The sequence below is a fragment of the Neptuniibacter sp. QD37_11 genome (genome assembly GCF_047778105.1).
GTDB lineage: Bacteria > Pseudomonadota > Gammaproteobacteria > Pseudomonadales > Balneatricaceae > Neptuniibacter.
Genome location: NZ_CP180552.1, coordinates 632,169 through 655,387, shown reverse-complemented (window position 1 = coordinate 655,387; position 23,219 = coordinate 632,169). Strand labels below are relative to the sequence as shown.

General features: G+C 37.1%; 17 protein-coding genes and 1 tRNA gene. 3 read left to right on the top strand and 15 right to left on the bottom strand.

All coding sequences use genetic code 11. The features are described 5' to 3' along the window. Window positions 1-7 precede the first annotated feature (7 nt). The 3 genes from dnaG to ACMXYT_RS02790 all read left to right on the top strand — a co-directional run bounded on the left by dnaG (window position 8) and on the right by ACMXYT_RS02790 (window position 4,145). Window positions 8-1,942 (top strand): DNA primase, encoded by a 1,935-nt coding sequence (dnaG, locus tag ACMXYT_RS02800; protein WP_415900118.1) that lies wholly within the window; start codon window positions 8-10, stop codon window positions 1,940-1,942. Between the two features lie 243 nt (window positions 1,943-2,185). Next, window positions 2,186-4,003: an RNA polymerase sigma factor RpoD gene (rpoD, locus tag ACMXYT_RS02795; RefSeq protein WP_415900117.1), complete on the top strand. Its 1,818-nt coding sequence runs from the start codon at window positions 2,186-2,188 to the stop codon at window positions 4,001-4,003. A 65-nt stretch (window positions 4,004-4,068) separates the two neighbouring features. Next, a tRNA-Ile gene (locus ACMXYT_RS02790) sits at window positions 4,069-4,145 on the top strand. A 177-nt stretch (window positions 4,146-4,322) separates the two neighbouring features. Here ACMXYT_RS02790 and ACMXYT_RS02785 read toward each other — a convergent pair. The 15 genes from ACMXYT_RS02785 to ACMXYT_RS02715 all read right to left on the bottom strand — a co-directional run bounded on the left by ACMXYT_RS02785 (window position 4,323) and on the right by ACMXYT_RS02715 (window position 23,189). Continuing rightward, window positions 4,323-4,457, bottom strand: a complete 135-nt coding sequence (locus tag ACMXYT_RS02785) for a hypothetical protein (protein ID WP_415901093.1) — start codon at window positions 4,455-4,457, stop codon at window positions 4,323-4,325. 1,990 nt (window positions 4,458-6,447) lie between these two features. Continuing rightward, the gene (locus ACMXYT_RS02780) at window positions 6,448-6,600 is read right to left on the bottom strand and encodes a hypothetical protein (RefSeq protein WP_415911833.1); all 153 of its coding nucleotides are present in this window, start codon (window positions 6,598-6,600) and stop codon (window positions 6,448-6,450) included. Window positions 6,601-7,380: 780 nt separating this feature from the next. Beyond that, complete coding sequence (locus ACMXYT_RS02775; protein WP_415900116.1) at window positions 7,381-8,739, bottom strand: hypothetical protein; 1,359 nt, start codon at window positions 8,737-8,739, stop codon at window positions 7,381-7,383. A 138-nt stretch (window positions 8,740-8,877) separates the two neighbouring features. Further along, on the bottom strand, window positions 8,878-9,915 hold the full coding sequence (locus tag ACMXYT_RS02770) for a class I SAM-dependent methyltransferase (RefSeq protein WP_415900115.1): 1,038 nt from the start codon (window positions 9,913-9,915) through the stop codon (window positions 8,878-8,880). Between the two features lie 40 nt (window positions 9,916-9,955). Continuing rightward, window positions 9,956-10,759 carry a hypothetical protein gene (locus ACMXYT_RS02765; RefSeq protein WP_415900114.1) on the bottom strand — a complete coding sequence of 268 codons (804 nt, stop codon included), beginning with the start codon at window positions 10,757-10,759 and terminating at the stop codon, window positions 9,956-9,958. Window positions 10,760-10,847: 88 nt separating this feature from the next. Beyond that, window positions 10,848-12,740 (bottom strand): polysaccharide biosynthesis protein, encoded by a 1,893-nt coding sequence (locus ACMXYT_RS02760; protein WP_415900113.1) that lies wholly within the window; start codon window positions 12,738-12,740, stop codon window positions 10,848-10,850. 40 nt (window positions 12,741-12,780) lie between these two features. Then, a complete protein-coding gene (locus tag ACMXYT_RS02755; protein WP_415900112.1) occupies window positions 12,781-13,329 on the bottom strand; it encodes a sugar transferase in 549 nt (182 codons plus the stop codon). Between the two features lie 24 nt (window positions 13,330-13,353). Then, a complete protein-coding gene (locus ACMXYT_RS02750) occupies window positions 13,354-14,304 on the bottom strand; it encodes a UDP-glucose 4-epimerase family protein (RefSeq protein ID WP_415911832.1) in 951 nt (316 codons plus the stop codon). After that, window positions 14,297-15,436, bottom strand: a complete 1,140-nt coding sequence (locus tag ACMXYT_RS02745; RefSeq protein ID WP_415911831.1) for a glycosyltransferase family 4 protein — start codon at window positions 15,434-15,436, stop codon at window positions 14,297-14,299. The genes ACMXYT_RS02750 and ACMXYT_RS02745 overlap by 8 nt, the downstream gene beginning before the upstream one ends. Before the next feature lie 180 nt (window positions 15,437-15,616). Next, the gene (locus tag ACMXYT_RS02740) at window positions 15,617-16,708 is read right to left on the bottom strand and encodes a glycosyltransferase (RefSeq protein WP_415900109.1); all 1,092 of its coding nucleotides are present in this window, start codon (window positions 16,706-16,708) and stop codon (window positions 15,617-15,619) included. Window positions 16,709-16,714: 6 nt separating this feature from the next. Then, a complete protein-coding gene (locus ACMXYT_RS02735; protein WP_415911830.1) occupies window positions 16,715-17,815 on the bottom strand; it encodes a glycosyltransferase in 1,101 nt (366 codons plus the stop codon). Between the two features lie 10 nt (window positions 17,816-17,825). Continuing rightward, the gene (locus tag ACMXYT_RS02730) at window positions 17,826-19,100 is read right to left on the bottom strand and encodes a polysaccharide pyruvyl transferase family protein (RefSeq protein ID WP_415911829.1); all 1,275 of its coding nucleotides are present in this window, start codon (window positions 19,098-19,100) and stop codon (window positions 17,826-17,828) included. Then, on the bottom strand, window positions 19,100-20,287 hold the full coding sequence (locus ACMXYT_RS02725; protein WP_415901092.1) for a glycosyltransferase family 4 protein: 1,188 nt from the start codon (window positions 20,285-20,287) through the stop codon (window positions 19,100-19,102). Before ACMXYT_RS02725 ends, ACMXYT_RS02730 begins: the two co-directional genes overlap by 1 nt. Before the next feature lie 12 nt (window positions 20,288-20,299). Further along, complete coding sequence (locus ACMXYT_RS02720) at window positions 20,300-21,418, bottom strand: hypothetical protein (RefSeq protein ID WP_415900106.1); 1,119 nt, start codon at window positions 21,416-21,418, stop codon at window positions 20,300-20,302. Then, entirely contained in the window at window positions 21,405-23,189 is a 1,785-nt protein-coding gene (locus ACMXYT_RS02715) for an ATP-binding cassette domain-containing protein (RefSeq protein ID WP_415900105.1), read from the bottom strand. The genes ACMXYT_RS02720 and ACMXYT_RS02715 overlap by 14 nt, the downstream gene beginning before the upstream one ends. Window positions 23,190-23,219 lie beyond the last annotated feature (30 nt).

Below are 23,219 nucleotides of genomic sequence, written 5' to 3'. Positions count from 1 at the left end.
AACGATAATGGCCGGACGTATACCCCAAAGCTTTATTGACGACCTGCTTGCCCGCATCAATATTATTGATGTGCTAGATGGTCGTGTCCAAAAACTAAAGCGCGCTGGAAAAAACTACTCAGGCCTCTGTCCGTTCCATAAAGAAAAAACACCTTCTTTTAGCGCCAACCAAGAAAAACAGTTCTATTACTGCTTCGGCTGCGGCGCAGGTGGAAATGCCATTAGCTTTTTAATGGAATACGAAAATCTAAATTTCCCTGAAGCTGTTGAAGAACTCGCCAAAGCCGCAGGCATGGAAGTCCCTAAAGATGACAATCCCCAACAGCGCGAAAAAGAGCAGCAACTTAAAAAACTATACGATTTATTAGCTAATGCCGCTCAATTTTATGAAGATCAGCTTAAAAGCCACAACACGCGACAAGATGCCGTCAACTATCTGCAAACGAGAGGATTGACAGGCCAAGCAGCCAAAGCATTTTCCATCGGCTTTGCCCCTTCTGGCTGGGATAACATCCTTAAACACCTAGGCAAAAGCGATGCAGATCAAAAGCTATTAGAAGAAGCCGGGTTACTGATACACAACGAAGATCGTGATAGCCATTATGATCGCTTCCGCAATCGAATAATGTTCCCGATTCGGGATCAAAGAGGCCGTACAATAGGTTTTGGTGGGCGCGTACTGGGCGATGACAAACCCAAATACTTAAACTCCCCCGAAACCCCGACTTTCCATAAGAGCAGAGAACTTTACGGGCTTTATGAAGCTCGTAAACACAGCAACAAGCTTGAACGCTTAATCATTGTTGAAGGCTATATGGATGTAGTTGGCCTCGCACAGTTTGGCATTCACTATGCTGTAGCAACACTAGGTACAGCAACAACCGCACAACACTTAGAAAGACTATTCAAACTCGTCCCTGAAGTTATATTCTGCTTCGATGGTGATCATGCCGGGCGAGAAGCCGCGATGCGTGCACTAAAAACAACACTTCCGGTTATCGAAGATGGTAAAGAAGCCCGCTTTCTCTTCTTACCTGACGGCGAAGATCCGGACAGCCTAGTACGCCAAGAAGGAACTCTCGCCTTCACGGAGCGACTAGATAGCGCTTTACCACTTTCCGAGTTTTTCTTTAATAGCCACTCTGAACAAGCTGACCTAAACAGCATGGATGGTCGTGCTAGATTCAGTACAGAAGTACTACCTGCAATAAACTCAATGAAACCGAGTTTGTTGCAGCAGATGATGCTCGACCGAATTTGTGAATTAACCAACCTTTCGCTTGAACAGATACAAACTACGGTTAACTTTCACGAGTCAGTACAAACACATAGACCAGCCCCCGCTGCAGTTTCAGAGTACGACTACTCTGAATCATCAAACTATGAAGATTCGCAACCCTACGACTATGCCAATTATAGCAACGAAGGTCATAGCTACGAAGCCCATAGCCATGAAAGCACCCAATACCAACCAAGAAAGAAACAATTTCGCAGCCCTCGCAATAATAGCAGCGAACTGTCTTTCGAACAGAAACTGATCGCCCTATTACTTCACTATCCGCAACTGGCGTCAGAGCACCAATTTCCTGAAACACTCAAGAGCAATACAGACGTAAATTCTAAGCTTTTGGCTCAGTTAGTGACCTATTACAAACAAAACCCAACCGCATCACTTGGACAATTGGTTGTCGACTGGCGTGAAGATGAAACCCTTTCGCAAACGATCGTTGAACTTTACGAAATATCTACCTCTTTAGAAATCACTTCCGAAGAGATCGCCCGAGCCTACCTTAAAGATGCTCAGCATGGTCTAACACTAAAGGCATTAGAACAAGAGATCTCACTTCTGCAGAAGAAGCACACCCTTTCCAAAGAAGAGAAAATAAAACTAGTTGAATCTATGCACCAACTTAATCAACTAAAGACAACCAGCAAGACCTAAGCTACCAATTACCGCTCTTAGCAAACCTTATAACAGTTTCAACATCTCTCCCCTTGAAAAACAAACCACCAATCACCATATATAGCATCATAAACCACTGAATTTTCGGCAAGTCGCTGAAAAACAGTCTATTTTTAACAGATGACAGTCTCTAGCTTGCACAGCCTTTTCCCTAGCATGTTGCTAACTACATCGCTATAATGGCCTGCTCGATTTTCATCCACTTTTTCTAGTCAGGGTCCTATGTCCGATACTTCTCAGCAACAGCAGTCTCGCCTTAAGGAATTGATCGCCCGCGGCAAAGAGCAGGGTTACCTAACCTACTCTGAGGTAAATGACCACCTACCGCAGGATATTGCCGATCCAGATCAGGTTGAAGATATCATCCGCATGATCAATGACATGGGTATTTCCGTGTCTGAAGAAGCACCCGATGCTGAAACACTACTGATGACCGAAGGTGATTCAGCTGATGATGCCGACGAAGAAGCCGTTGCAGCGCTAGCAGCAGTAGAGTCAGATGCTGGCCGTACAACCGATCCAGTGCGCATGTATATGCGTGAAATGGGTACTGTTGAGCTTTTAACTCGTGAAGGCGAGATCAGCATTGCAAAACGCATTGAAGAAGGCCTACGTGAAGTAATGTCTGCCGTAGCCTGCTTCCCTGGCACAGTTGATGCCATCCTTGAAGCATACAAATTAACCGCTGAAGAGGAAGGTCGCCTAAGCGACATTTTCAGTGGTTATATAGATGCAGACGATGATGAAGAAATCCCGACTGCGACTATTACGGATCCAGATGCCGAGATAGAAGACGACGAGGACGATGAGGACGACGAAAAAGAAAAAGGTCCAGACCCAGAAGAAGCAGCTCGCCGCTTTGGCTTAATTAAAGAGCACTTCGATGCCCTTCACCTAGCTCTAGAGAAACAAGGTCGTGACAGCAAAGAATTCGGCGATTCCCAAGTACTTCTGAGCGAAGCATTTGCTCCGATCAAGCTTTCTCCTCGTTACTACGAAGCAATCGTTGGTCAAGTTCGCGATACTATCGATGAGATTCGTAAACAAGAACGCACCATCATGCGCATCTGCACACAGCGTGCAAAAATGCCACGTAAGACATTCATCAAAGAATTTCCTGGTAACGAAACAAACCCTGATTGGTTTAAAGAAGTTATCGAGTCCGGTTCTGATTACTCTCGAGCGATCAAAACCAATTTGATTGAGCTTAAACGTGCTCAAAAGAAACTTATCCAAGCAGAGATTACTACTGGTATCAGCCTAGCTGAGATCAAAGAAGTTAACCGTCGCATGTCGATCGGTGAAGCTCGAGCACGGCGAGCTAAGAAAGAGATGGTTGAAGCCAACCTACGTCTTGTAATCTCTATCGCTAAGAAATATACAAACCGTGGCCTACAGTTCCTAGATCTGATCCAGGAAGGTAACATCGGCCTAATGAAAGCTGTTGATAAGTTTGAATACCGCCGCGGTTATAAGTTCTCTACATATGCAACTTGGTGGATTCGACAAGCGATTACACGATCAATTGCCGACCAAGCACGTACAATCCGTATCCCAGTTCACATGATCGAGACGATCAACAAACTGAACCGTATCTCTCGCCAGATGCTTCAGGAAATGGGGCGCGAAGCTACACCTGAAGAACTTGCTGAACGCATGGAAATGCCTGAAGACAAAGTTCGCAAAGTACTTAAAATTGCTAAAGAGCCGATCTCCATGGAAACACCAATCGGTGATGATGAAGATTCAAGCTTAGGCGATTTCATTGAAGACGTAACTATTTCTTCCCCTGTTGATTCAGCAACAGGAGAAGGTCTGCGTGAAGCAACTCGTGAAGTACTAGCAGGCTTGACAGTGCGTGAATCCAAAGTACTTCGCATGCGCTTCGGTATCGAGATGAATACGGACCACACTCTTGAAGAAGTTGGTAAACAGTTCGACGTAACACGTGAACGTATCCGTCAGATCGAAGCAAAAGCACTACGTAAACTACGTCACCCAAGCCGCTCTGAGCACCTGCGCGGCTTCCTAGACGAATAGTAAATTCTTTTAAATCAAACTCTTGTGCCCATGAAACCATATCGGTATTATGGGCACCCTTCTTGGGGCCTATAGCTCAGTTGGTTAGAGCGCTCGACTCATAATCGATCGGTCGCAGGTTCGAGTCCTGCTAGGCCCACCATTTCCTTACCCTTTCTACTTGTTTACTTTTGCTGATAAATTCCTGAGCTTTACCTGTTAGCAAAAACGAACCCGCAGCAGGTAGCTTGCCTGCTACAAGATTTATTTGATTATCCAGCTTTTATCTCCTGTACGAAGTTGCTGACTAACCCACTTAAATTTCAGAGCTGTTCGGAAGCTAAGTGAGCATATTGCCCTGTGTTTGATAGCTATGTTGTCCGAGTCGTTTTTGCACTTCATACAAAGTTGCTGAATTGTTAATCACTATGCTTGCGAAAGAATGTCTCAAATCATGAATTATCAGATGATCCATGCATCCTGCTCTTTCTTTGATTCGAGCGAAGACTTTCTTTGGCTGAGACATGATTTGCTGTCTTACCTTTCAGGAAAGCTCTAAGGATTACCGGAACGCCTGTTATGTTTTTGGTCTTCGAGTATGGAAATAGCTTCACCATTCAGTAGTACAGTTCTCGAATAGCCTACCTTGATATGCGGCAAGAACAGTGTTGCTCCCTTATCGGTGTATTAAAGGTCTTTCCACTTAGCATTCAGCATGCCCACCAACACACATCCCTCTAAGCAGAGCAAGCTTCAGCAAAATTTGGCGGTAGCATTAGCCTCTTTCTCACATGCTGTCAGGAATCGCGCCACTTGCTCTTTGCTGAATAATACAATCAGTTAATTACTCCCCTTCAGCTTCTTGATATATTTTGTGGGTAGGTTTACATGCAACCACACTCACAAGCCAATCTGAACATCTGATGGATCAAAGATAATACCCAATTGCCCGTTGCTGGCTTAGACTCCTTTTTACTGCCCAGCAGCCTCTGTACGGCCACTTGATGATATGATGAAGCCTTGAATATCCCGAAATTTGGTAAAGATGGTTGTTGAGACTGCCTATTTCATTGTGCGCTATATGCTTGTTGGCGCATGCATAGGGGTAAAACGCTATTCAGCAAACTGACGTAATGCCAAGACTGCTAGCCCTAACATTTCTTGCCTACTATGGGTCAATGTGTTGGATATCAACTTTTTGAGCTCATTGGCTTTCAGCCGCGCTTCTTTTACATCGAATGGCCCGTGCTCTCCGATCAGAATGGCTTTCTTCCTACCAAAGATCAAGCAACGCAGCAAGTAACGATTTCTTCCTACTCTGTTCTCGGTCAGACGTAGCCCGGTGAAGGCTTCATCTAATATTCCACTTCCCTGCTTACCCTTTCTGGTGATGCAATTGGGAGTTAATCAATTAGTTTCTTGCTGAACTTGAAACGACACTGTAACGACATAGTAGTCTCCTCAGTGCATTCAGGTAGGGATTCACTTCTTGTGAAAAGGTAAAAAAATGGCAAAGCTATTAGGCGCTAAATGGACATCTAATTAATTCCATGTGCAGCAAGCTCTAACAAACTTCTTCGTAGTGTTCGGGTAGGAATGATGAGATATTTGTTTTGTCCGTTACGGCAGATTTGCTCTTCTGTTTCTTGGATAGAAGCAGTTCCGGCTACTTACTGGGTTCTGTATCTATCTCGTGCTGAAACTTACTCCTATCATGAGGTTTTAATAAGCCAGCCTAGCGAAGGACTGAAGCCAAGAAGCTGAAATCTTTAGTACTCATTCAAATTGAAAGGAAGAATTGAAAGATCTAGATCTGAATAAGGTGTCGAGTTGGCAGCCACCTAAACATGTCTAGATTGGCTATACAGGAATCCACTCAGCCAACTAGTAGCCTCCTGAACTGTTCGCGCTAATTCTAAGCTGTATTTCTCCTGTCTCCGTATGCTTCGCTAGTTAATAGTCGAGAAAGCAGCCGGTGCATTGAGCATTTCTCCACTTTCTTTTCACAGTACTTCAATAGGAAGGTCTTAATTGCAGATGGGCATATATGGTGTTCTGACCAGAGCACTATCGTAATATTTGTTTCAATTGGATTAGTTACGGGTAATCATGAGCTGTTGGTGATTTGCGAATAGTGCCAATTTCGTTCAGGGCAGGGTAGTGTAAGGAGAAAGGAAGTTCGTACGCGACGCCCTGTCGCTTGCTGAAAGGTAGAGAAATTGGTCTTGTTTACGTTTCTAGGATATATAAGGTTAAGAGCTAGTTATCTTTTTTTCTTCGGTGTGTAGGCATGGTAGTAGGAGCTTACTCTTTCTATGAAGGTTCCGTTTCTTAAGAAGGATTTTTACAAGAATCTTCTGGTCCATTTCCCGTATTTTAGTCAGAGGTTATCGGTTGACTCTATTTGAACTGATGGCATCTTTGTAAATAATCGGATTGATGTCATCCTCAGTGTATGACTTAGCTCATAGCATCAAGATATTAGAGGTTTGATCTGAGCTCTGCGAGTGACTCAACAGAACCAGCGGCGTCATCTCAACTATTGAAATCAACCAGTTAATGGATTCTGTGTTCTGATTAACCAACTCCTTATGCCCATAGCTCCTTACTTGTTCCATGATAGTTTTATCCAGGCTTTTATTAACTCATTCGAATAGAGATGAATGATGACATTAAATTCCGAATTGTGATGAATCACCATCCGGGTAAACCTGTAATTCTATGACAGCATAAAAATATTTTACTCAACTCTAACCATCTTATAGACGCTTCAGTGCAATCTTTACCCTTAACAAACTAGTTAGTGACTATCAGTTAGGTAAGTTTTGATTTTAGACTAGAAGGTGACGATCCGTTACATCTGATTGATCAAAGCCTATGACTTATGAGATAGATTAGTTCTAACTAGATATGGACCGAAGTGAAAGGGCACTGTAGGAGCGTATACTTTAAACTTCGTTGATAATGCTAGAAAAAGCAGATATTGTTCACCTAATATCCGTAAACTTATAAGTCGAGCGCTCTTACCTGACGAGCTAGAGCTCATGTTCTTGAGGGCAAATCATACTAAAATCTGACATATAAACCAAGAAGCGGTAAAAAACATCTAAAAGCCACAAAACTAATCACATAACCAATCAAATCTACAAAGCGTTCATAACACTCAATATCCAGATTAGCAACTGACCTAATACACATAAATTTATAGGAGCCTTACAACTAATCGTAAACTTATTTCAGGGCTTCACTCGGCTATAAATAAAATCAGCAGAAGTCTAAAGCAAACAAAAATAGATAACAGATAGAAAATTAAACAAAATCAAAAGTGATCATAAAAACCAAAGACTCGGATCACCATAATTAGCAAATGGTTTTAGAGTTCTAAAAAATTAAAACTCTTACAAACAAAACTTATTAGTTTTAAATTTATAGAGATAGTACCAACCACAAATCCCTAACGATATTATTATATGCAATGGAGCAAACCTCATTCGGTAAAGCGTTCCAACATTAGTTACGACCAAGGAATATACAAATATCGTGAGTACAGAGATTGTCAAACAACTAAATATGAACTTAAATTTAGCACCCCTAACCCATAAAAGTCCTAAAAAACCAAAAAAAGAAAAATAAGCCACAGTCATTTCTATGCTACTCAGGGCCTTCTTAATACTACCACCATTAGACTTACCTTCACTTAACCAAGTATTGGGGAAAGGAGCTGCAAGACCTACCAAGAGCGCTTTGGGTGTATAAAGCACTAAATCAGTCCATGTACAATAATTTACATCTAAATCAATATTACTTCCTGCAGATCGATTACTCATAAATCTACGGCGAGTATCATAAAGTTTACTAAGTAATTTATCTGATAAAGATAATCCAAAAACACCGGGATCAACATTACAACCCTTAACCATTTGAGTATTTGCAGTTTTCTGATCTAGTTCCGCGGTTTTTGTGTCATAAATATTAACATTAAAGCCCTTAACTGCATTTGTTGGCAAACTATCAATTGCAAAAAAAATAAATACAACAAAAGCTAGAGTAAAAAGCTCTCTATAAGAGCCGAAAGTACGCGCCACTATAAAATTTAAAGCAACACCAACTAATATCACCCCACCCCCTAGCAATAAGATCTTAAGCAAATACGGCCTAACAAACCATACTGATAACCCTGCCAATACAGTCAACAAAACCACTTCAAAAAACACAGTTTTATTAGTAATTGATTGAAAATAGATTTTAGAATAAACATAAACAATTGCGCTAAAAGAAAACAAGCAAAAAATATCTTTATGAATTTGCCCGTAAACCATAACACTACTTGGAAATAACACTAAGGGGAGGAGAGAAAATATTGCAATTTTAACAGGTACCAAATTGATCAATGATCGAACCAAAAAATAAACCGAAAGAGCAAAAAGAAAAGCATTAAAGGGAATTATTATCCAAGGCTTACTAATTCCAGTTAACATGTAAATTACGGTTGCATATGCTATCGATCCTTGTCCACGCGGCCTAAGTTCGATATTATTCCAAAATCCTGTATCGTGAATTTGACCCAAGAGCTCTACAGCTCTTACATGAAAAGCAAAGTAGTCTGAACCTTTTAATAACCCGTCTCCGGCATGCAATGAAGGTAGTAAAGGCAAAACAAACAACTGTAAAGCTAATGCAGCAATCACAGTATATATAAAAGCAAAGACAGCAAACTTATATTCAACAGAAAAACCATTCCCCCCTGAATATTTCATCACAATCACACCATCAGTTAATAATTTAAAATTTAATGATCAAATTATTTATACGAAAAAACCACAGGGTAAAATATAGACACTAATAAAAGCCATTAATGTCTATATTTAAGCTAATAAGCATACTTAAATGGAAGTTTATTTTTCAGCAAGCACAGCGAGATGTGAACTTGCATTCAATTTACGAACCAGCCCCTGAATAGTAGCTAAATATTCCTTATTATCGATATCTAAAATATCGGAATATTCAGATCCTTCTGCAACAAAGTTTTTGACAATATCAATATCAAAATTACCTGGTGTTGATATATCCGAAACATTTAAACCAGATCGCAAAATAAAGTGAGCAATATTCTGTGTTGAGAAACCTTGAAGATGCATTGGCGGAAAAATACCATGCGCTAAAGGTCTAAAGTCATTATAATTTAACGCCTTGTTATCTAAACCTAAAATATTTGGCGTATGAAAATATGTTTTCCCGCCTTCTGAAAGTAGAGAAGCAATCGATTTCATAAATAGAAATGGGTTTTGCAAATGCTCAATCAACTCAAAGTGAAGAACCAAATCAAATGTATTAGAGTTAAGTTTAGTAAAATCTTCTGCTGATGAATGATGAAGCTTAACCTTATCAGATATTGGCTTGGAAATTGCCTCTTTATCAATATCAATTCCGACTAGCTCAACACGTTCCTGCAATGATTCAGAATCTAATATCTCATATAATTCGTGCAGAAAAACACCTGAATTACAGCCAACTTCTAATATTTTGATATCATCTTTATAAGACAGAAAACCTTTAATTAACGCTAAAACAAACTCGGTTCTCTCACTGAGAATAATACCTTTTTGCCCAACTCTAGATTTTAATAAGCTTCCTAATTGGCGATTACATTTGCAGTTATTATAATAATAATCTAGAGCTTCCATTGGTGGGCATGGATTAACGAACAAGGACGAACAACTATTACATTTTGCAACTCCATACCGCCCATCAAAAGGAGGCTGACTTATATAAGAACTAGAACCGCAAAATGGACAATCTCTAATATAGAAGCTTTCAGAGAACTTATCAAAAACTTCACGACTATCTTCTATTCTTTGTTGGTAAATAGTCTGCGCTTGTTCTACCGTTCGATTTTCTTTTAAGAAAGAAACATAGTTTGCTTTATTAAGCATAGTTTGCACCTACTAAATTAACCACTAATTAATTAAACCTTCAGGATTCATAAACATTTATTACAATAACCCGTCTATCAATGTCATATTTAATATTTGAAACACTATGCCAGCTCACATCATTCTTTATAAAGCAAGCACATATATTTGGCCTATATTCTGCAACATAGAAAGGCTCATGAACTGTATAAAAATCTTCTATTTCATTTTCATCAAGTAACGGACCATGAAACCTTCTCCAAGGCTTTTTATCTTGGCGGCTTTTATGAAAAACAGTACCAAAATTTCTTTTAATATCGGGACAATATTCTTCTTCTGCTAAGTAATAAACAAAACTAAGCCTCTTGGTTTTAGCATCTGTATGAGGAGATATAAAGCTATTCTTATTTAAGATAGAATACTCTACTTCAGATGAATAAAAACTAATCGGCAGCCTAAGCACCCTACAAAGCTTCCTAAATATTCGAAAGAATATATTTTTTGTATTAAAAACATAAACCTGATGTTTTTTAGTTTCAAAATACGGCAAATGTGTTTTTTTAAACCAATTGTAAAATTCTCTAGATAGAATTGCTAAACAGAAGCTCTTAAATGTACCAGCTGTAAGCTTATCAACATTATGACCACCAATTGTTCTTCTAAGCTTTCCACCCTGCCCCTTTAATTCATAGTCATAATCATCTTTAAGCTTCATTTCCTGAACAAGATCAGCATAGGCTTCTTCATTAATAAGATTTGATATTTCAAATAAGACAAAAGGCTCATCTAAATATAATGAAGAATCTTTCAAATTATTAGGCAAGGTCAATGTAAGGTCTTTACCTTTTACTTTGTAGCTTTCCATTTCCGATTATAACCTTATAAAAATAAGAATCATCTTAAGAGCTAAATAATTCTGCCTAGCTCGTATTATAAAAAAGGCAGCATATAAACTACTGGTATAGATTATCTTTAATACCACATTGAGGCTGATAACCATTTACGTGTCGAAGCAAGGTTTCTCTTATAGTTTCATGATCATATTTAGAGCAACTTTCATCTAGTTTTTCTAAGATAAACAGCAGATCATGATAATTAATCATGACTTCATCAGCTTTCAATATCATTGGGTGACTGGTACCAGAAACATTATCACCTATTAAAAGCTCCTCATATAATTTTTCTCCATCACGCAATCCAGTGAATAATATCTCTATATCACCACCAGGCTGATTTTCTGATTTTATACTATAGCCCGCCAGCTTGATCATTTGCTGAGCTAACTCCACAATTTTTACCGGGGATCCCATATCTAGTACGAAAACATCACCGCTATTACCCATAGCTCCTGCCTGAATGACCAAAGAAGCAGCTTCTGGAATAGTCATGAAATACCTAGTAATATCTGGATGAGTTACAGTTACTGGTCCACCAGATGCGATTTGAGATTCAAACAATGGAATCACCGACCCTGAAGAACCAAGGACATTTCCAAAGCGCACTATAGCAAACCTAGTGTTTTCTTGTTGGCTGGATAATGCCTGCAAAGTTAACTCAGCAAACCGTTTACTTGCCCCCATAACATTTGTAGGTCTCACAGCTTTATCTGTCGATATTAATACGAAGCTTTTGACATTATGCTTTATCGCAACTTCGGCGGTAGCATATGTGCCAAATATATTATTCCTAATACCTGCAACCATATTAAGCTCAACAATTGGCACATGCTTGTAAGCTGCTGCATGATAAAAAGTATCTACTGAATACAACTTCACAATCTTAGACATTAAAGCTTTATCAAGAACTGAACCAAGCACAGCAATTAATCTTATACCCAACTCGGAACATTTCCCTCGTAACTCTGATTCTATTTTATAAAGTGCGTATTCTGATTGTTCGAACAATATTAGCAAATTTGGTTTTTGAACTATAATCTGACGGCTTAACTCAGAACCTATTGAGCCTCCAGCACCCGTGACAATTACATTCTGCTTATTAATGTCTGCTTTAAGTAGGCTTGAATCTGGACTTACTTCTCTTCTACCTAAAATATCATTTATTTCTATTCTACGAATATCACTAATTCTCACTTTACCCGATGCAATGTCTGACATTCCAGGTATTGTCATAACATTTACAGCATAAGGCTCAAGAAGCTTAATGATGCCTTTTTTTCTTAAACGGCCGATTGAGTTGATTGCAAGTAATACCGTATCTACCTCAAATCTCTCAATGATCTCTGATAAATGATTAACAGGGTGAACCCTTACACCGCTAACATCCAACCCCTGCAAAGCTTTATTATCGTCAATAAATGCAACAGGTAAAAATTCATCAGCATGATACAGTGCGTCAACTAGCTGCCTCCCCGAAGCACCCGCTCCATAAATAACTACTGGTTTTGCTAACAACTTTCTTTGCTCTCCACCAGGCAATTTGTGTAAAATTAACCATCTGGCAAACATCCGGCTTCCACCAACAGCTACAATTGCAACAAACCAATAAATGAATATTACTGATCTAGGAACACTTATAGGTAAACCCATCAAATGCACAGCAGTAGCCCAAATTAAAACGGCTAACGACACTGATTTAACAACTGCCCATAATGCTTTATTTCCTATATATCGGACAACAGCCCTGTAAAGTCCCAAACGTACAAAAACAGGTATAGAGACAATTGGCGCTAAAATATATGCAGGCCAATGTAAAAAATTATTGGCTGTTATTTCCCCATATCTAAGAGCAAAGCTGAGATAACAACAAAAAGTAAGAAATATAGTATCGCTTATAACAAAGAAAAGTCTCTTATTATTACGAGACAAACCTAATACAAAACTTATCAAGGAGATACCCTCTTACCACCGCCATAATTATGCAAAAACATCATAAAATACCATCACCAGATCCCTTGCCAATTGCTGTTAGCCATATAAAATAAAAATATTTGGTAAAATTCATTTTTGAAATCATAGATGCGTCAGTTTTTGCTAGCAACTTTGGTGTAGACATATCAATATTATTTATTTGAGCAAGACCTGTAATACCCGGGCGCACTACAAACACACCCAATCGTTCCCTTTCATCTATTAATTCTTCTTGATTAAATAAACATGGCCGAGGTCCAACTAAGCTCATATCCCCCTTAAGCACATTCCAAAGTTGAGGAAGTTCATCTAATTTTGTCTTTCGCAAGAATTTACCGAACTTAGTTATAGACTCAGAATCAGCCAAATGACTTGCAACTGATTCAGTATCCTTTTTCATAGTCCTGAATTTTATTAAAATAAATTTCTTTTTATTTCTTCCCACTCGTTCTTGAAGGAATATCGGCGAGCCTGAACTTAAGTATCCCACGATTGTAAGAACACATAAAACTGGGAATAAAACTAACAAACCGAAAAAGGAAAATAAAACATCAAGAAATCTAATCACATAACCTCCACTAAAGAATCACAGTTAACCAATTTCATTTTTAATAGATAGTGCTAAGCCTTCGTCTAACGTGAGCGGTGGATTCCACCCTAACAATAAACGTGTCTTAGAAATATCTACTTGCAAACTCCCTAATAATCGATCAGCTAACTGTTTTTTTCCAATTAAAGTAGCAATTATCCTTAAAAATACAACTGGCACAGGTATTAATCGAGAACGAATGCCCATACATTTAGAAACCTTTTCTAATAGAACCGTAGTAGATATATCTTCACCATCACTTACAAGAAAGACTTCGTTCGCAGCTTTGGGATGATCTATACATACAACAATCAAATCAACTAAATTTTCTAAAGACACGAGTGAACGCTTATTGGTTATCGCTCCTAAAGGAAGGGGGATACCTTTTCTTAATATATTTATTAAGCTTTTAAAATTTCCTTTTACGTTCGGACCATAAACTAATGGTGGTCTAATAATTACTACTTCAATTCCAGTATCCCTACTAAGGGATAGTAAATTTTTTTCCGCCTCCCATTTTGATTGACTATAAAAGTCTTGTGGACACGGATGATCATCAGCTGTGATATTATTAGCTAAATTAGTATTTTCACCGTTTACTTTAATTGTACTTATAAAGATAAACCGTTTTACTCCAGCCTGGACAGCTTGCTTTGCAAGGTTCATTGTAGCCTTTACATTTATAAGTCGGTATGCCTCCAATGGATTAACCTCATTATCTTCCATTAGGTGTACCCTAGCTGCAGCATGTATAACCACATCTATACCACTTAACGCATCAGACCAATCAGTTTCACCAGTAAAATCACTTAGTCTAATCGAAGGGTAAGCTAAGAAACCAGATCTAGTGGCTGCTAATACTTCACATTCATCAGACCTACTTAATCGATCCAATAAACCGTTACCAACAAATCCACTTCCACCAGTAACTAATACATTTAACTTATCAGACATTCCTTATTAGCTCCTGATAAATAGTCATATGCTTATCTATAACATTTTCTATATTAAATTCATTCTCAGCAAGTAGCCTTCCTGCTTTCCCCATTTTCCTGCGCTGTTCAGGTGTATCTATTAACCAGTTAATAGCATCAGCTAGCGCAAGTGGATCTTTAACAGGAACTAAAATCCCTGTTTCGCCTGCGACAATTGCATCTCTACAACCTGGGACATCAGTAGTGATGACTGCTCGACCACAGGCAGCTGCTTCTATTAAACTTTTAGGTAAACCTTCTCTGTATGATGGTAAACAAACTATATTTGCATTTGAGTATTGGGTGGCAATATCACTTCTAAATCCATATACATTGATTATATTCTCATTTTCCCATTCGCTAAGAATATCGTTATTTATACTCGTAGGGTTACCCAAATCAATATCGCCAATCAAGCGGATATCAATTGACACGCAACGTTTTTTTAAAATACGCGCAGCTTCTACATACTCGAAAACGCCCTTATCCCTTAACAAACGCGCTGCCATAACCACAACAGGCACACCTTCAGGTTCTTTAATGTAAGGATAACTAGATAAGCTGACCCCCGAACCTCTAATCATACGTGTCTGTTCAGCTGTCAACGCCCTTACATTTAATAATAAATTTTTATCATCTGGATTTTGGAAGATTACTGCCAAGTTTGGATGCTTGAATGCAGATTTGTATAGTTTACAGACAATCCAACGACGGATACGCGCAAAAATATTAGTATTTTGAAACACAGTGCCCAGGCCAGATATGGCACATACAACTGACTTAACACCCACTAATCTAGCAACTATACTTCCATATAAAACAGGCTTAATTGTAATAAGGTGAACCAAATCAGGTGATAACTTTATAAAAAGCTTAGTGAGACACAGAAAACATTGCAATTCCCGTAATACATTTTGACCACTCCTACTAAATGAGACATGATGAAAAGTAAAACCGGAATCAGTAATCTGCTTTACACCCTTCCCTGTAGAAGATGCTATGTGTACATCAAAACCCATTTTCTTTGCCGCTACGGCTATAGGCAAACGATGCGACAAAAAGAATTCTGTCGAATTAACTACAAAAAGAATAACTTTTTTACTTCTAGCCAAAATCAGCACTTCTTATGAAAAATATATCGAACAGTACAAAATATGCAAAAACGGATCATTTATATCAAAAAACCATTAGATTCAAAATAAATATTAAAATCGCACTAAAACAATCTTAAAATCAAATACGAAACATATAGTAAAAATATTTTTTTGATCTCTAACACCATAATAATATGATCAATTACTATTCAATGCTTCAAAATAGCATTTTTCATGTAAGCAAGCGGATACATCAATAGAAAGATGATCACTTTTATTTAGGCTATTATGGCTGTAGTTAGCTAATGATATTTTATCTGATAGAAAATCTTTTAGCTTTGCAGAATAATCTTTAACGTTTAATTGTTGAACAACAGTTCCATTGTCTAACAGGTTGACAACCTCAGCACAACCACCAACATCAGTAACCAGAACAGGCAAACCAGACATACTTGCTTCAATCAAGGCTATTGGCAGGCCTTCCCAAGATGAACTCATCAGATATGCATCAGCTTCATTCAATATTTCTGGTATGTTAGTTACATTACCTAGTAAGGTAACCCTGCCATCCAATTTGAGATCTTTAATTTCCAATTCTAGTTGTTTTCTAAGAGGTCCTTCTCCAGCAATTTCTAGAATCCAATTGAACTCAACAACTTGACTCAATGAAGAGAGCATCAAGGTATAATTCTTTTGTTTAGTGAGAGCTCCAACTGCAATTAATTTTATAACTTGATCATTAGACTTTTTGAAACTTCTCTGCCTACTTAGAACCATTCTATCCTTTGATACACCGTTATATATCAAATCGATTGGTTTAGTAGCAACAGCATCAAGAAGATTAAAACAAGCACGACTAATCCCTACATAACGATCTACTTTAAGGTTCCAAAGAAAATAAAAAGAAGGATTGCATCGAAGTAATATATTGTGGTGTGTATAGATGACTTTAAATTTCTTTCTAATAAACACTAAAAATAACAAACCCCAATACAAATGCACATGACAAATATCAGGTTTAAATAATGACAATATCCGCTTGAGTCTGAGTATTGCCAGCCAAGGCTTTTTTCTAGCACTAGGACCTAAAAATATAGCCTCTATACCAATAGAAGAAAGATCAGCAAGGTACTTATCTTCATAACCAATATCTCTATTGGACTCATAAGCATCTTCCAAAAAGACAATAACGACCTCATTTCCTTTGGCAACTTGCTCTTTAGACAAATCCTTTACAAATACTTCTGCTCCACCCGCAGCTGGCGAGGAAATAATATGTAATATTTTCACAAAAAATTATCCGTCGATATTCATACTTTTAAAAAGTGATTGATAGTTTTCAAGAGCATGATTTGGACTAAATTGTTCAGCTCGTTTTTGTAATTTAAGCTTATCAAAATCATGATTGAATATTAATGTCTCCAAACAATTTGCAAAAGATTCTACGCTTCCTTCCTTTGATAACAAGCCATACCTACCATTATCAAGTATTTCAGCCGGTCCAACTTCACAATTGGTAGATACGATTGGAATTCCGAGTGCTAAAGCTTCAACTAATACATTACCAAATCCTTCAAATTCAGAGGACAATACAAACCCATCAGAATTAGCAATTGCACTAAAAGGGTTATCCGCGAACCCTAAAAATTGTACATTGTCTTTAATATGTAAGCGTTCTGCTAAATCCATTAACTCCGATAACAACGGTCCATCACCATAAATCAAGAGTCTCATGGGTTTTTGTTGTGTACAAACCCGCGCAAAAGCTTTCAATAAAACATCGTGTCTTTTTTGCCTGACTAAACGGCCCATAGTTACTAAAGTTGGGATATCCTGTTTAGCATATATCTCTGAGGCAGCAAGAGTTCGCACTCTATCGATATTTATAGGGTTATAAATTACCTTAATAGTTTCCGGCTTAAGATGCAGAGCTTTAATAAGGCTTGTTTTTACCCCTTTAGATACAGCAACGACCTTAGAAGCTAGCCTGTAAGTACAAAAACAACCAATAAATAGAGCAAAACGGATAGGTAAAGAAAGAGCGCGTTTCTCAATAGAATATGGGTTATGCTCTGTTACTATAACCTTAGCCTTACTTTTAGCCATGAAACTAGCTATAACAACAGCAATATTCACATGAGTAAGGGCACTAATGATAATATCTGGATCACAATTTTTTAATAATTTAACCAAAGCAAAGAAGCTGTTTTTCACCCCTCCGGTTCCCAAAACTTTAACTGATAGCCCTTCAGGTAATGAATTTGAATACTCTCCCTCTCCAGACAGTGAAACAAGCGTAACTTCATAGTTTGATCTAGACAGTAAATCTGCCAAATCGATAAACACTCTCTCTGCACCACCTCCTCTAAAAGATGGAATTATTAGAAAAATTTTCAATGCAAAATCCTCATGCAAGCTCTTCAGCAAACACATTCTCAATTAATAGACTTTTTTCTTCGAGCTTATTTTTATTATCAATAGGTAACTTAGAATTTAGATCAATAAATTCAATAACTCTTGAGAAATTTAAAGTTTCAGGGGAGGTTAAATGCTCTTCCATTAATCCTATTTCATTTAAAATTGACCATTTTGCTCCAACATCATAAGCAATAGCATAGACTGGCGTATCAACTGACAAAGCAAATATAGCCGAATGCATTCGTGATGCAATTAAAAAGTCCAAATTAGAGTAACAAGCTAGTAAGGTTTCAATTTTTCCATCAGTCTCAAGCTCTTTTATATCTACTTCGGGGTTATTAATTTGCAAAAAATTTAGTGCATCACTGTAAGGTTCACGGGAGTAAGTAACCTGAGGAACGACTACAATTTTATAATTCAGTTTACCTAGATAACTTACAACTTTAGAAAGCGTATTCAAATAATATTGAAATTTATCTTTGTCACCAATTTCTAAACAGCCCACTAATGTAAGACCAACAGTCTTACTGTCTTTATCTGTGATGACAAATTTCGGACGCGACTTACTTAAAGTATAAAGAGATAAATCTGGCATATATTTAACTTTACCAGCGATATGAGACGGAAACTCTCTGACCAAATATTCTAGCGACGTGTTTTCTCGAACGTAAAAGGTTTCACATGAATGAATAAGCTTGCTTAAAATCCATTTACTAAAAAAAGACTTCAATTTCCAAACAGAACTTCCTAAATTGACCATCTTTTTATTGAGAACCATGCAAACAAGCGGGTTTAAACACAATTCAGCCACTTTCAATGCTTCACGCATGCCTCCACGATCACTACCTCTAAAATTTCGTCCATTCCAGATTATAAGGTGCGCATTCAAAATTTCATTAATAGCATGTCTCTGCATATCATTCATAAATATTTTTGAATATACCTTACCTAAACCTACCTTAACTAAAAGACAAAACAAGAAAACATTTAAAACAGATAAGAGTCGCTTAAACAATAAGAAAACAGATGTTTGTGAGGACAGTACATGAGTAGAGGCTACACCATGAATTACTGATACATCTAGCTCATGCTCATAGAAAGTAAATTCACTTTTAGCAATTTCAAATTCGTTTGAACCAAAATAAGTCATTAACTTAGGTTCTACACAACCATACTTCTTGGTCAAATCAACCAACGTTTGCTGCATTATATCATCGCCAGAGTTGCCTTGCTGTGCTACATCAAGAATCAATATATTTTTCATTACTTATTCAATACTTCGTTATATATTTTAAGAAGTTTATGCTTTCCTGCACCCCAAGAAAATTTTTGGAAGTTTTCATATTTTACAGGCGCGACCGTTGGATAATCGATTAAGTCATTAAGTAAATAATCAAAACTATGACTTGCAATTTCATTTTCTTGTATAAAATGACCCTTTATAGCCTCAGGAATACCCCAAGCATTTTGAGTAACAATATTTTTTTCACAAGCCGCTGCCTCAAAAATTACTGTAGGTAAAGATTCATAGCCTACTGAAGGAAAAATGCATATATCTGCAGCATTAAAATATTTAGGTAATATTTTTTCTTCTATTGATTCATAATAATATACATATGATCTATCTGCAGCCATATTACTGACTAGATCACGGTATTCAGACTGCCTACCAATATAGCCAACAACAAGAACCAAAACAAAGTCCTGTCTTATTTGTCTAAGTTTATCGCAAGTCTTAATTAATTCTACAATACCTTTTTTTGAAGCAGCACGCCCCACAAAGAGAAGCACCTTCACATTATCATCTATGCAAAGTTCTTTTCTAATTTCTTTTCTATAACCATCGTCTCTAAAATAGAGCTTTTCATCATAACCATTATAAACCACTGCTAATTTTTGATCAGGAACATTGTAAAGCGTCCTCATTTCTTTTAATTGGAACTCACTAGGCACTATCACTAGGTCAGCCAAGCTCCAACACAGCCGATCTATAAAGTGTTGCACCAATCCATTAATTCTTAATAAATTGTGTTTCAACTTGCTACCTTGTCTCGCTGCATTAAGCTCAGGGGTAGATGTACCATGCGCTGTGTAAACAATTTTAGAAGTAAAAAAACCTAGAAACCTAAATAAAAACAAAAGTGGAATATTTAGATGGTGTATATGAATTAAATCAATCTCTTTATTACGGCATATAGATAGAATTTGCAGTAATATTTTAAATTCAAAAATGGTAGATTTAAAAACACCTTTAAGTGGAGCCAGACCGATACCCCACACATCCATATCATTTGTTTTTTTGTGAAACTTTTCATCACTAGTTGTTATTACATCAACAGATTCTAAAACATTAGAAACCGACATAATTTGATTATAGGGGTTCTTTATCATCCCACTAATCAATGCTTCACCATCCACATCTGATGGAAACATTTGAGTACAAAAAATCACTTTCAAAGCTAACTACCCTAAATTATTTGAAATATTCTCAAGATAATCAATAAGCGACATATCTACAATTTTTTTTGTAATATCGTCGAGACTAACCAAATTCAAATCATACAAAAATTTAACAAATATAAAGTTCGATATAGGATCATGCCTAGCCAGATCATAATAAACATTACTTCTAACTGACATATATTTTGCAGATGTGTACAAGCTATCTGAACAAAAAAAAGTAGTTCCAGCAATCTTAATCGAAGACGGATTGTAACGAAGAATATCAGTTAAAATTGTTTGAATAGCCGTCATTTTTCCATTAAAAAATATACTTCTACCACTCAATATCTGAGCTTTTCCTTTTTTCAGGAGCTTATATTGGTAATAATATAAGACAGATCTAAATACGTGATATTGTGCGCGCATGCAAGCACGTAAAGAAGGAATATAAAACAGCCGTTTTGCGTTATACTCGTTGTAATAACTAACAGTAAATTTATCTCCAAGATCTAATTCATCATATCCAACTAATAAATTTGGAAACAAACATACATCTGATTCATCAGCATCCTTTTGCAAACAATTCAAACTTTCAAAAGAAGGCCCTACAATAAGTATTTTTTTACCTGATATTTTTGAACGTAGTTTATTATTTAGACCTGTCTCGTCCTTAATAAGCACCGACCGAACAAAATCTGATTCACTTTCACTCAATCCTCCAAAATATTTTTTTTCAATTAAAGCGCCTATAATACGCTCATTCCCATTATCAAAATTTGATAATTCAAAGTCCTCAACATACTTATGAATTGAGTACTCCCTTATAAGTATGGATTCATAATAAAAACGTCTAGCTATCAGTAAAAAACAAAGATCGAGGCCCTCTTCAAAATTCACTTTATGCTTTTCACAAAAGTCTTTGGTGATTTTTTTCGATTTCTGCCCCTCACCTTCTTCAAGATCCAGTGCTAGAAAAATCTTGAATAATTTGTTTAATCTATCATCTTCTAACAGTTTCTGGTGCTTCTTTTCACTCTCGGTTCTTGGTTTTGATGAAATAGCCGAACGAGCGCTAGCAGGAATAAGCTTCTTAATTATTGATCTAACCCATGCATATAAGTCGTTTTTAATAAACACCATGATTTTTCAACTCATCAGTAGTAATTATTTTCACACCTTCATTCGATAAACTGATTATGAAGTCACACTTTTCTAGTGTACTCAAACGATGAGCTATCGCTATTATTGTCTTACCGTTGTTTCTTGATAATATATTATCTAAAACAACTGCCTCAGTTTTTTCGTCTAGTGCAGATGTTGCTTCATCAAAAATTAAGACAGAAGACTCTTTATACAATGCCCGAGCAATACCAACTCTTTGCCTTTGACCGCCTGATAAAGCTTCACCACGTTCCCCAACTCGTGTGTCCAAACTATTTAATGTAGAACTGACGTATTCGTTAAGGGCAGCATCTTCTAATGACCGACATATAAGTTTATCATCAATATCATTATCTCTTACGCCAAATGCTATATTTTCTTTAATTGAACCATCGAGTAAGCACACTTCTTGCGGCGTATAAGAGAAGAAGTTTCTCCAACCTGCACAAGTGGAATCAAAAGAAGAATTAGAGAATTTTACCCTACCTGAATCTGGCTCCAGCAACCCTAAAAACAGATCGACCATAGTAGTTTTACCTACTCCTGTGCCTCCAACAATTCCTACGAAACTGCCTTTAGGAATTTTCAAAGAAAGATTTTCAAAAAGGAATTCATTTGTATCGGGATATTTAAAATTGACATTTTCAAATACAAGTTCCGCGCTGTCTGGCAAGACACTCTCAGATTCAATAACTGATTTATCAGTTCTATTCTTTCTATCGGAAGAGCTAAGCATATTGGTTATATCTATTACTAAGCTACTACCATATTTTAAACACGAAACTCCTTGAAATATTGCTCTAACTGCTGGCTGCAAACGATACGCTGAAAAAGCATACAACCCTATTAATGGTAGTGCTGAGCCCAATCCTCCACTATTTTCAAAAAGTAGATACATACAAGCTAATATCAAGCAACCAAAAGTTATAGCCTCAATAACATACTGTGGTGCCTGCGACATTGTTTGATACTGAGATTGAGAATCACAAAATTCATTTGCTTCTTTTATAAACTTATTCGTAAATAAATTTTCAGTATCAGTTGCCTTAACATATTTATAACTCGATAGTGCCTCTGTAGCCACCATATATCGTCCAGAATTAGAACTTGATCGGATCTTACCAATCACACCCAATTTAGCCTTCAATAATTGATAAATAATACAATATAGACCACCAATAAAGCCGACAGATACTAATGCCAGATATGGATCAACAAGAATGATGAGTATAGATATAGACAAAACCACTATAATATTAGCCAACATCATTACTATTGGCCTAATTATCTGATGTGAAAGTTGATCAACTTCAGACAATACAGTTTTAAGAATATCCCCACTATGGTTTTCTTTTATATCTAAGTAAGAGTTTCCTAGTGCGTTATCTAACAGCCTACTGGATAATTCAAAGCGAATTGATTCAATTGAGTAATTAAGAAAGTATGCGCCCGTAATTTTAACGATTGAGCTAAACGCTATTAGTAAAAAACTAAGGCATCCTAAAAAAAACAAGAAGTTTCTTTCCCCCAAAACACCAAGACTTTTACCTATCTCATAAATATAATTAATCTTAGGATCAGTATTAATTAGCTCAGGATCACCCATCACACTCAAGAACGGCATTATTGAGGCTATACTTAATACATCAATAATTGCCATTAGTGTAACTAAGCAAATTAAAGCAATGGCTTTTTTATTTTTTCCTTCACACACTACTAATAGCAAGGCTATTAATTCACTTTTTTTCATCTATTCAATTTCATTCTTAAGTTTATTTTC

Excerpts from the sequence above, each read along its gene's own strand:
- dnaG (WP_415900118.1), top strand. The coding sequence starts at position 8 with ATGGCCGGACGTATACCCCAAAGCTTTATTGACGACCTGCTTGCCCGC.
- rpoD (WP_415900117.1), top strand. The coding sequence starts at position 2,186 with ATGTCCGATACTTCTCAGCAACAGCAGTCTCGCCTTAAGGAATTGATC.
- ACMXYT_RS02785 (WP_415901093.1), bottom strand. The coding sequence starts at position 4,457 with ATGGATCATCTGATAATTCATGATTTGAGACATTCTTTCGCAAGCATA.
- ACMXYT_RS02780 (WP_415911833.1), bottom strand. The coding sequence starts at position 6,600 with ATGGAACAAGTAAGGAGCTATGGGCATAAGGAGTTGGTTAATCAGAAC.
- ACMXYT_RS02775 (WP_415900116.1), bottom strand. The coding sequence starts at position 8,739 with ATGAAATATTCAGGGGGGAATGGTTTTTCTGTTGAATATAAGTTTGCT.
- ACMXYT_RS02770 (WP_415900115.1), bottom strand. The coding sequence starts at position 9,915 with ATGCTTAATAAAGCAAACTATGTTTCTTTCTTAAAAGAAAATCGAACG.
- ACMXYT_RS02765 (WP_415900114.1), bottom strand. The coding sequence starts at position 10,759 with ATGGAAAGCTACAAAGTAAAAGGTAAAGACCTTACATTGACCTTGCCT.
- ACMXYT_RS02750 (WP_415911832.1), bottom strand. The coding sequence starts at position 14,304 with ATGTCTGATAAGTTAAATGTATTAGTTACTGGTGGAAGTGGATTTGTT.
- ACMXYT_RS02730 (WP_415911829.1), bottom strand. The coding sequence starts at position 19,100 with ATGAAAAATATATTGATTCTTGATGTAGCACAGCAAGGCAACTCTGGC.
- ACMXYT_RS02720 (WP_415900106.1), bottom strand. The coding sequence starts at position 21,418 with ATGGTGTTTATTAAAAACGACTTATATGCATGGGTTAGATCAATAATT.
- ACMXYT_RS02715 (WP_415900105.1), bottom strand. The coding sequence starts at position 23,189 with ATGAAAAAAAGTGAATTAATAGCCTTGCTATTAGTAGTGTGTGAAGGA.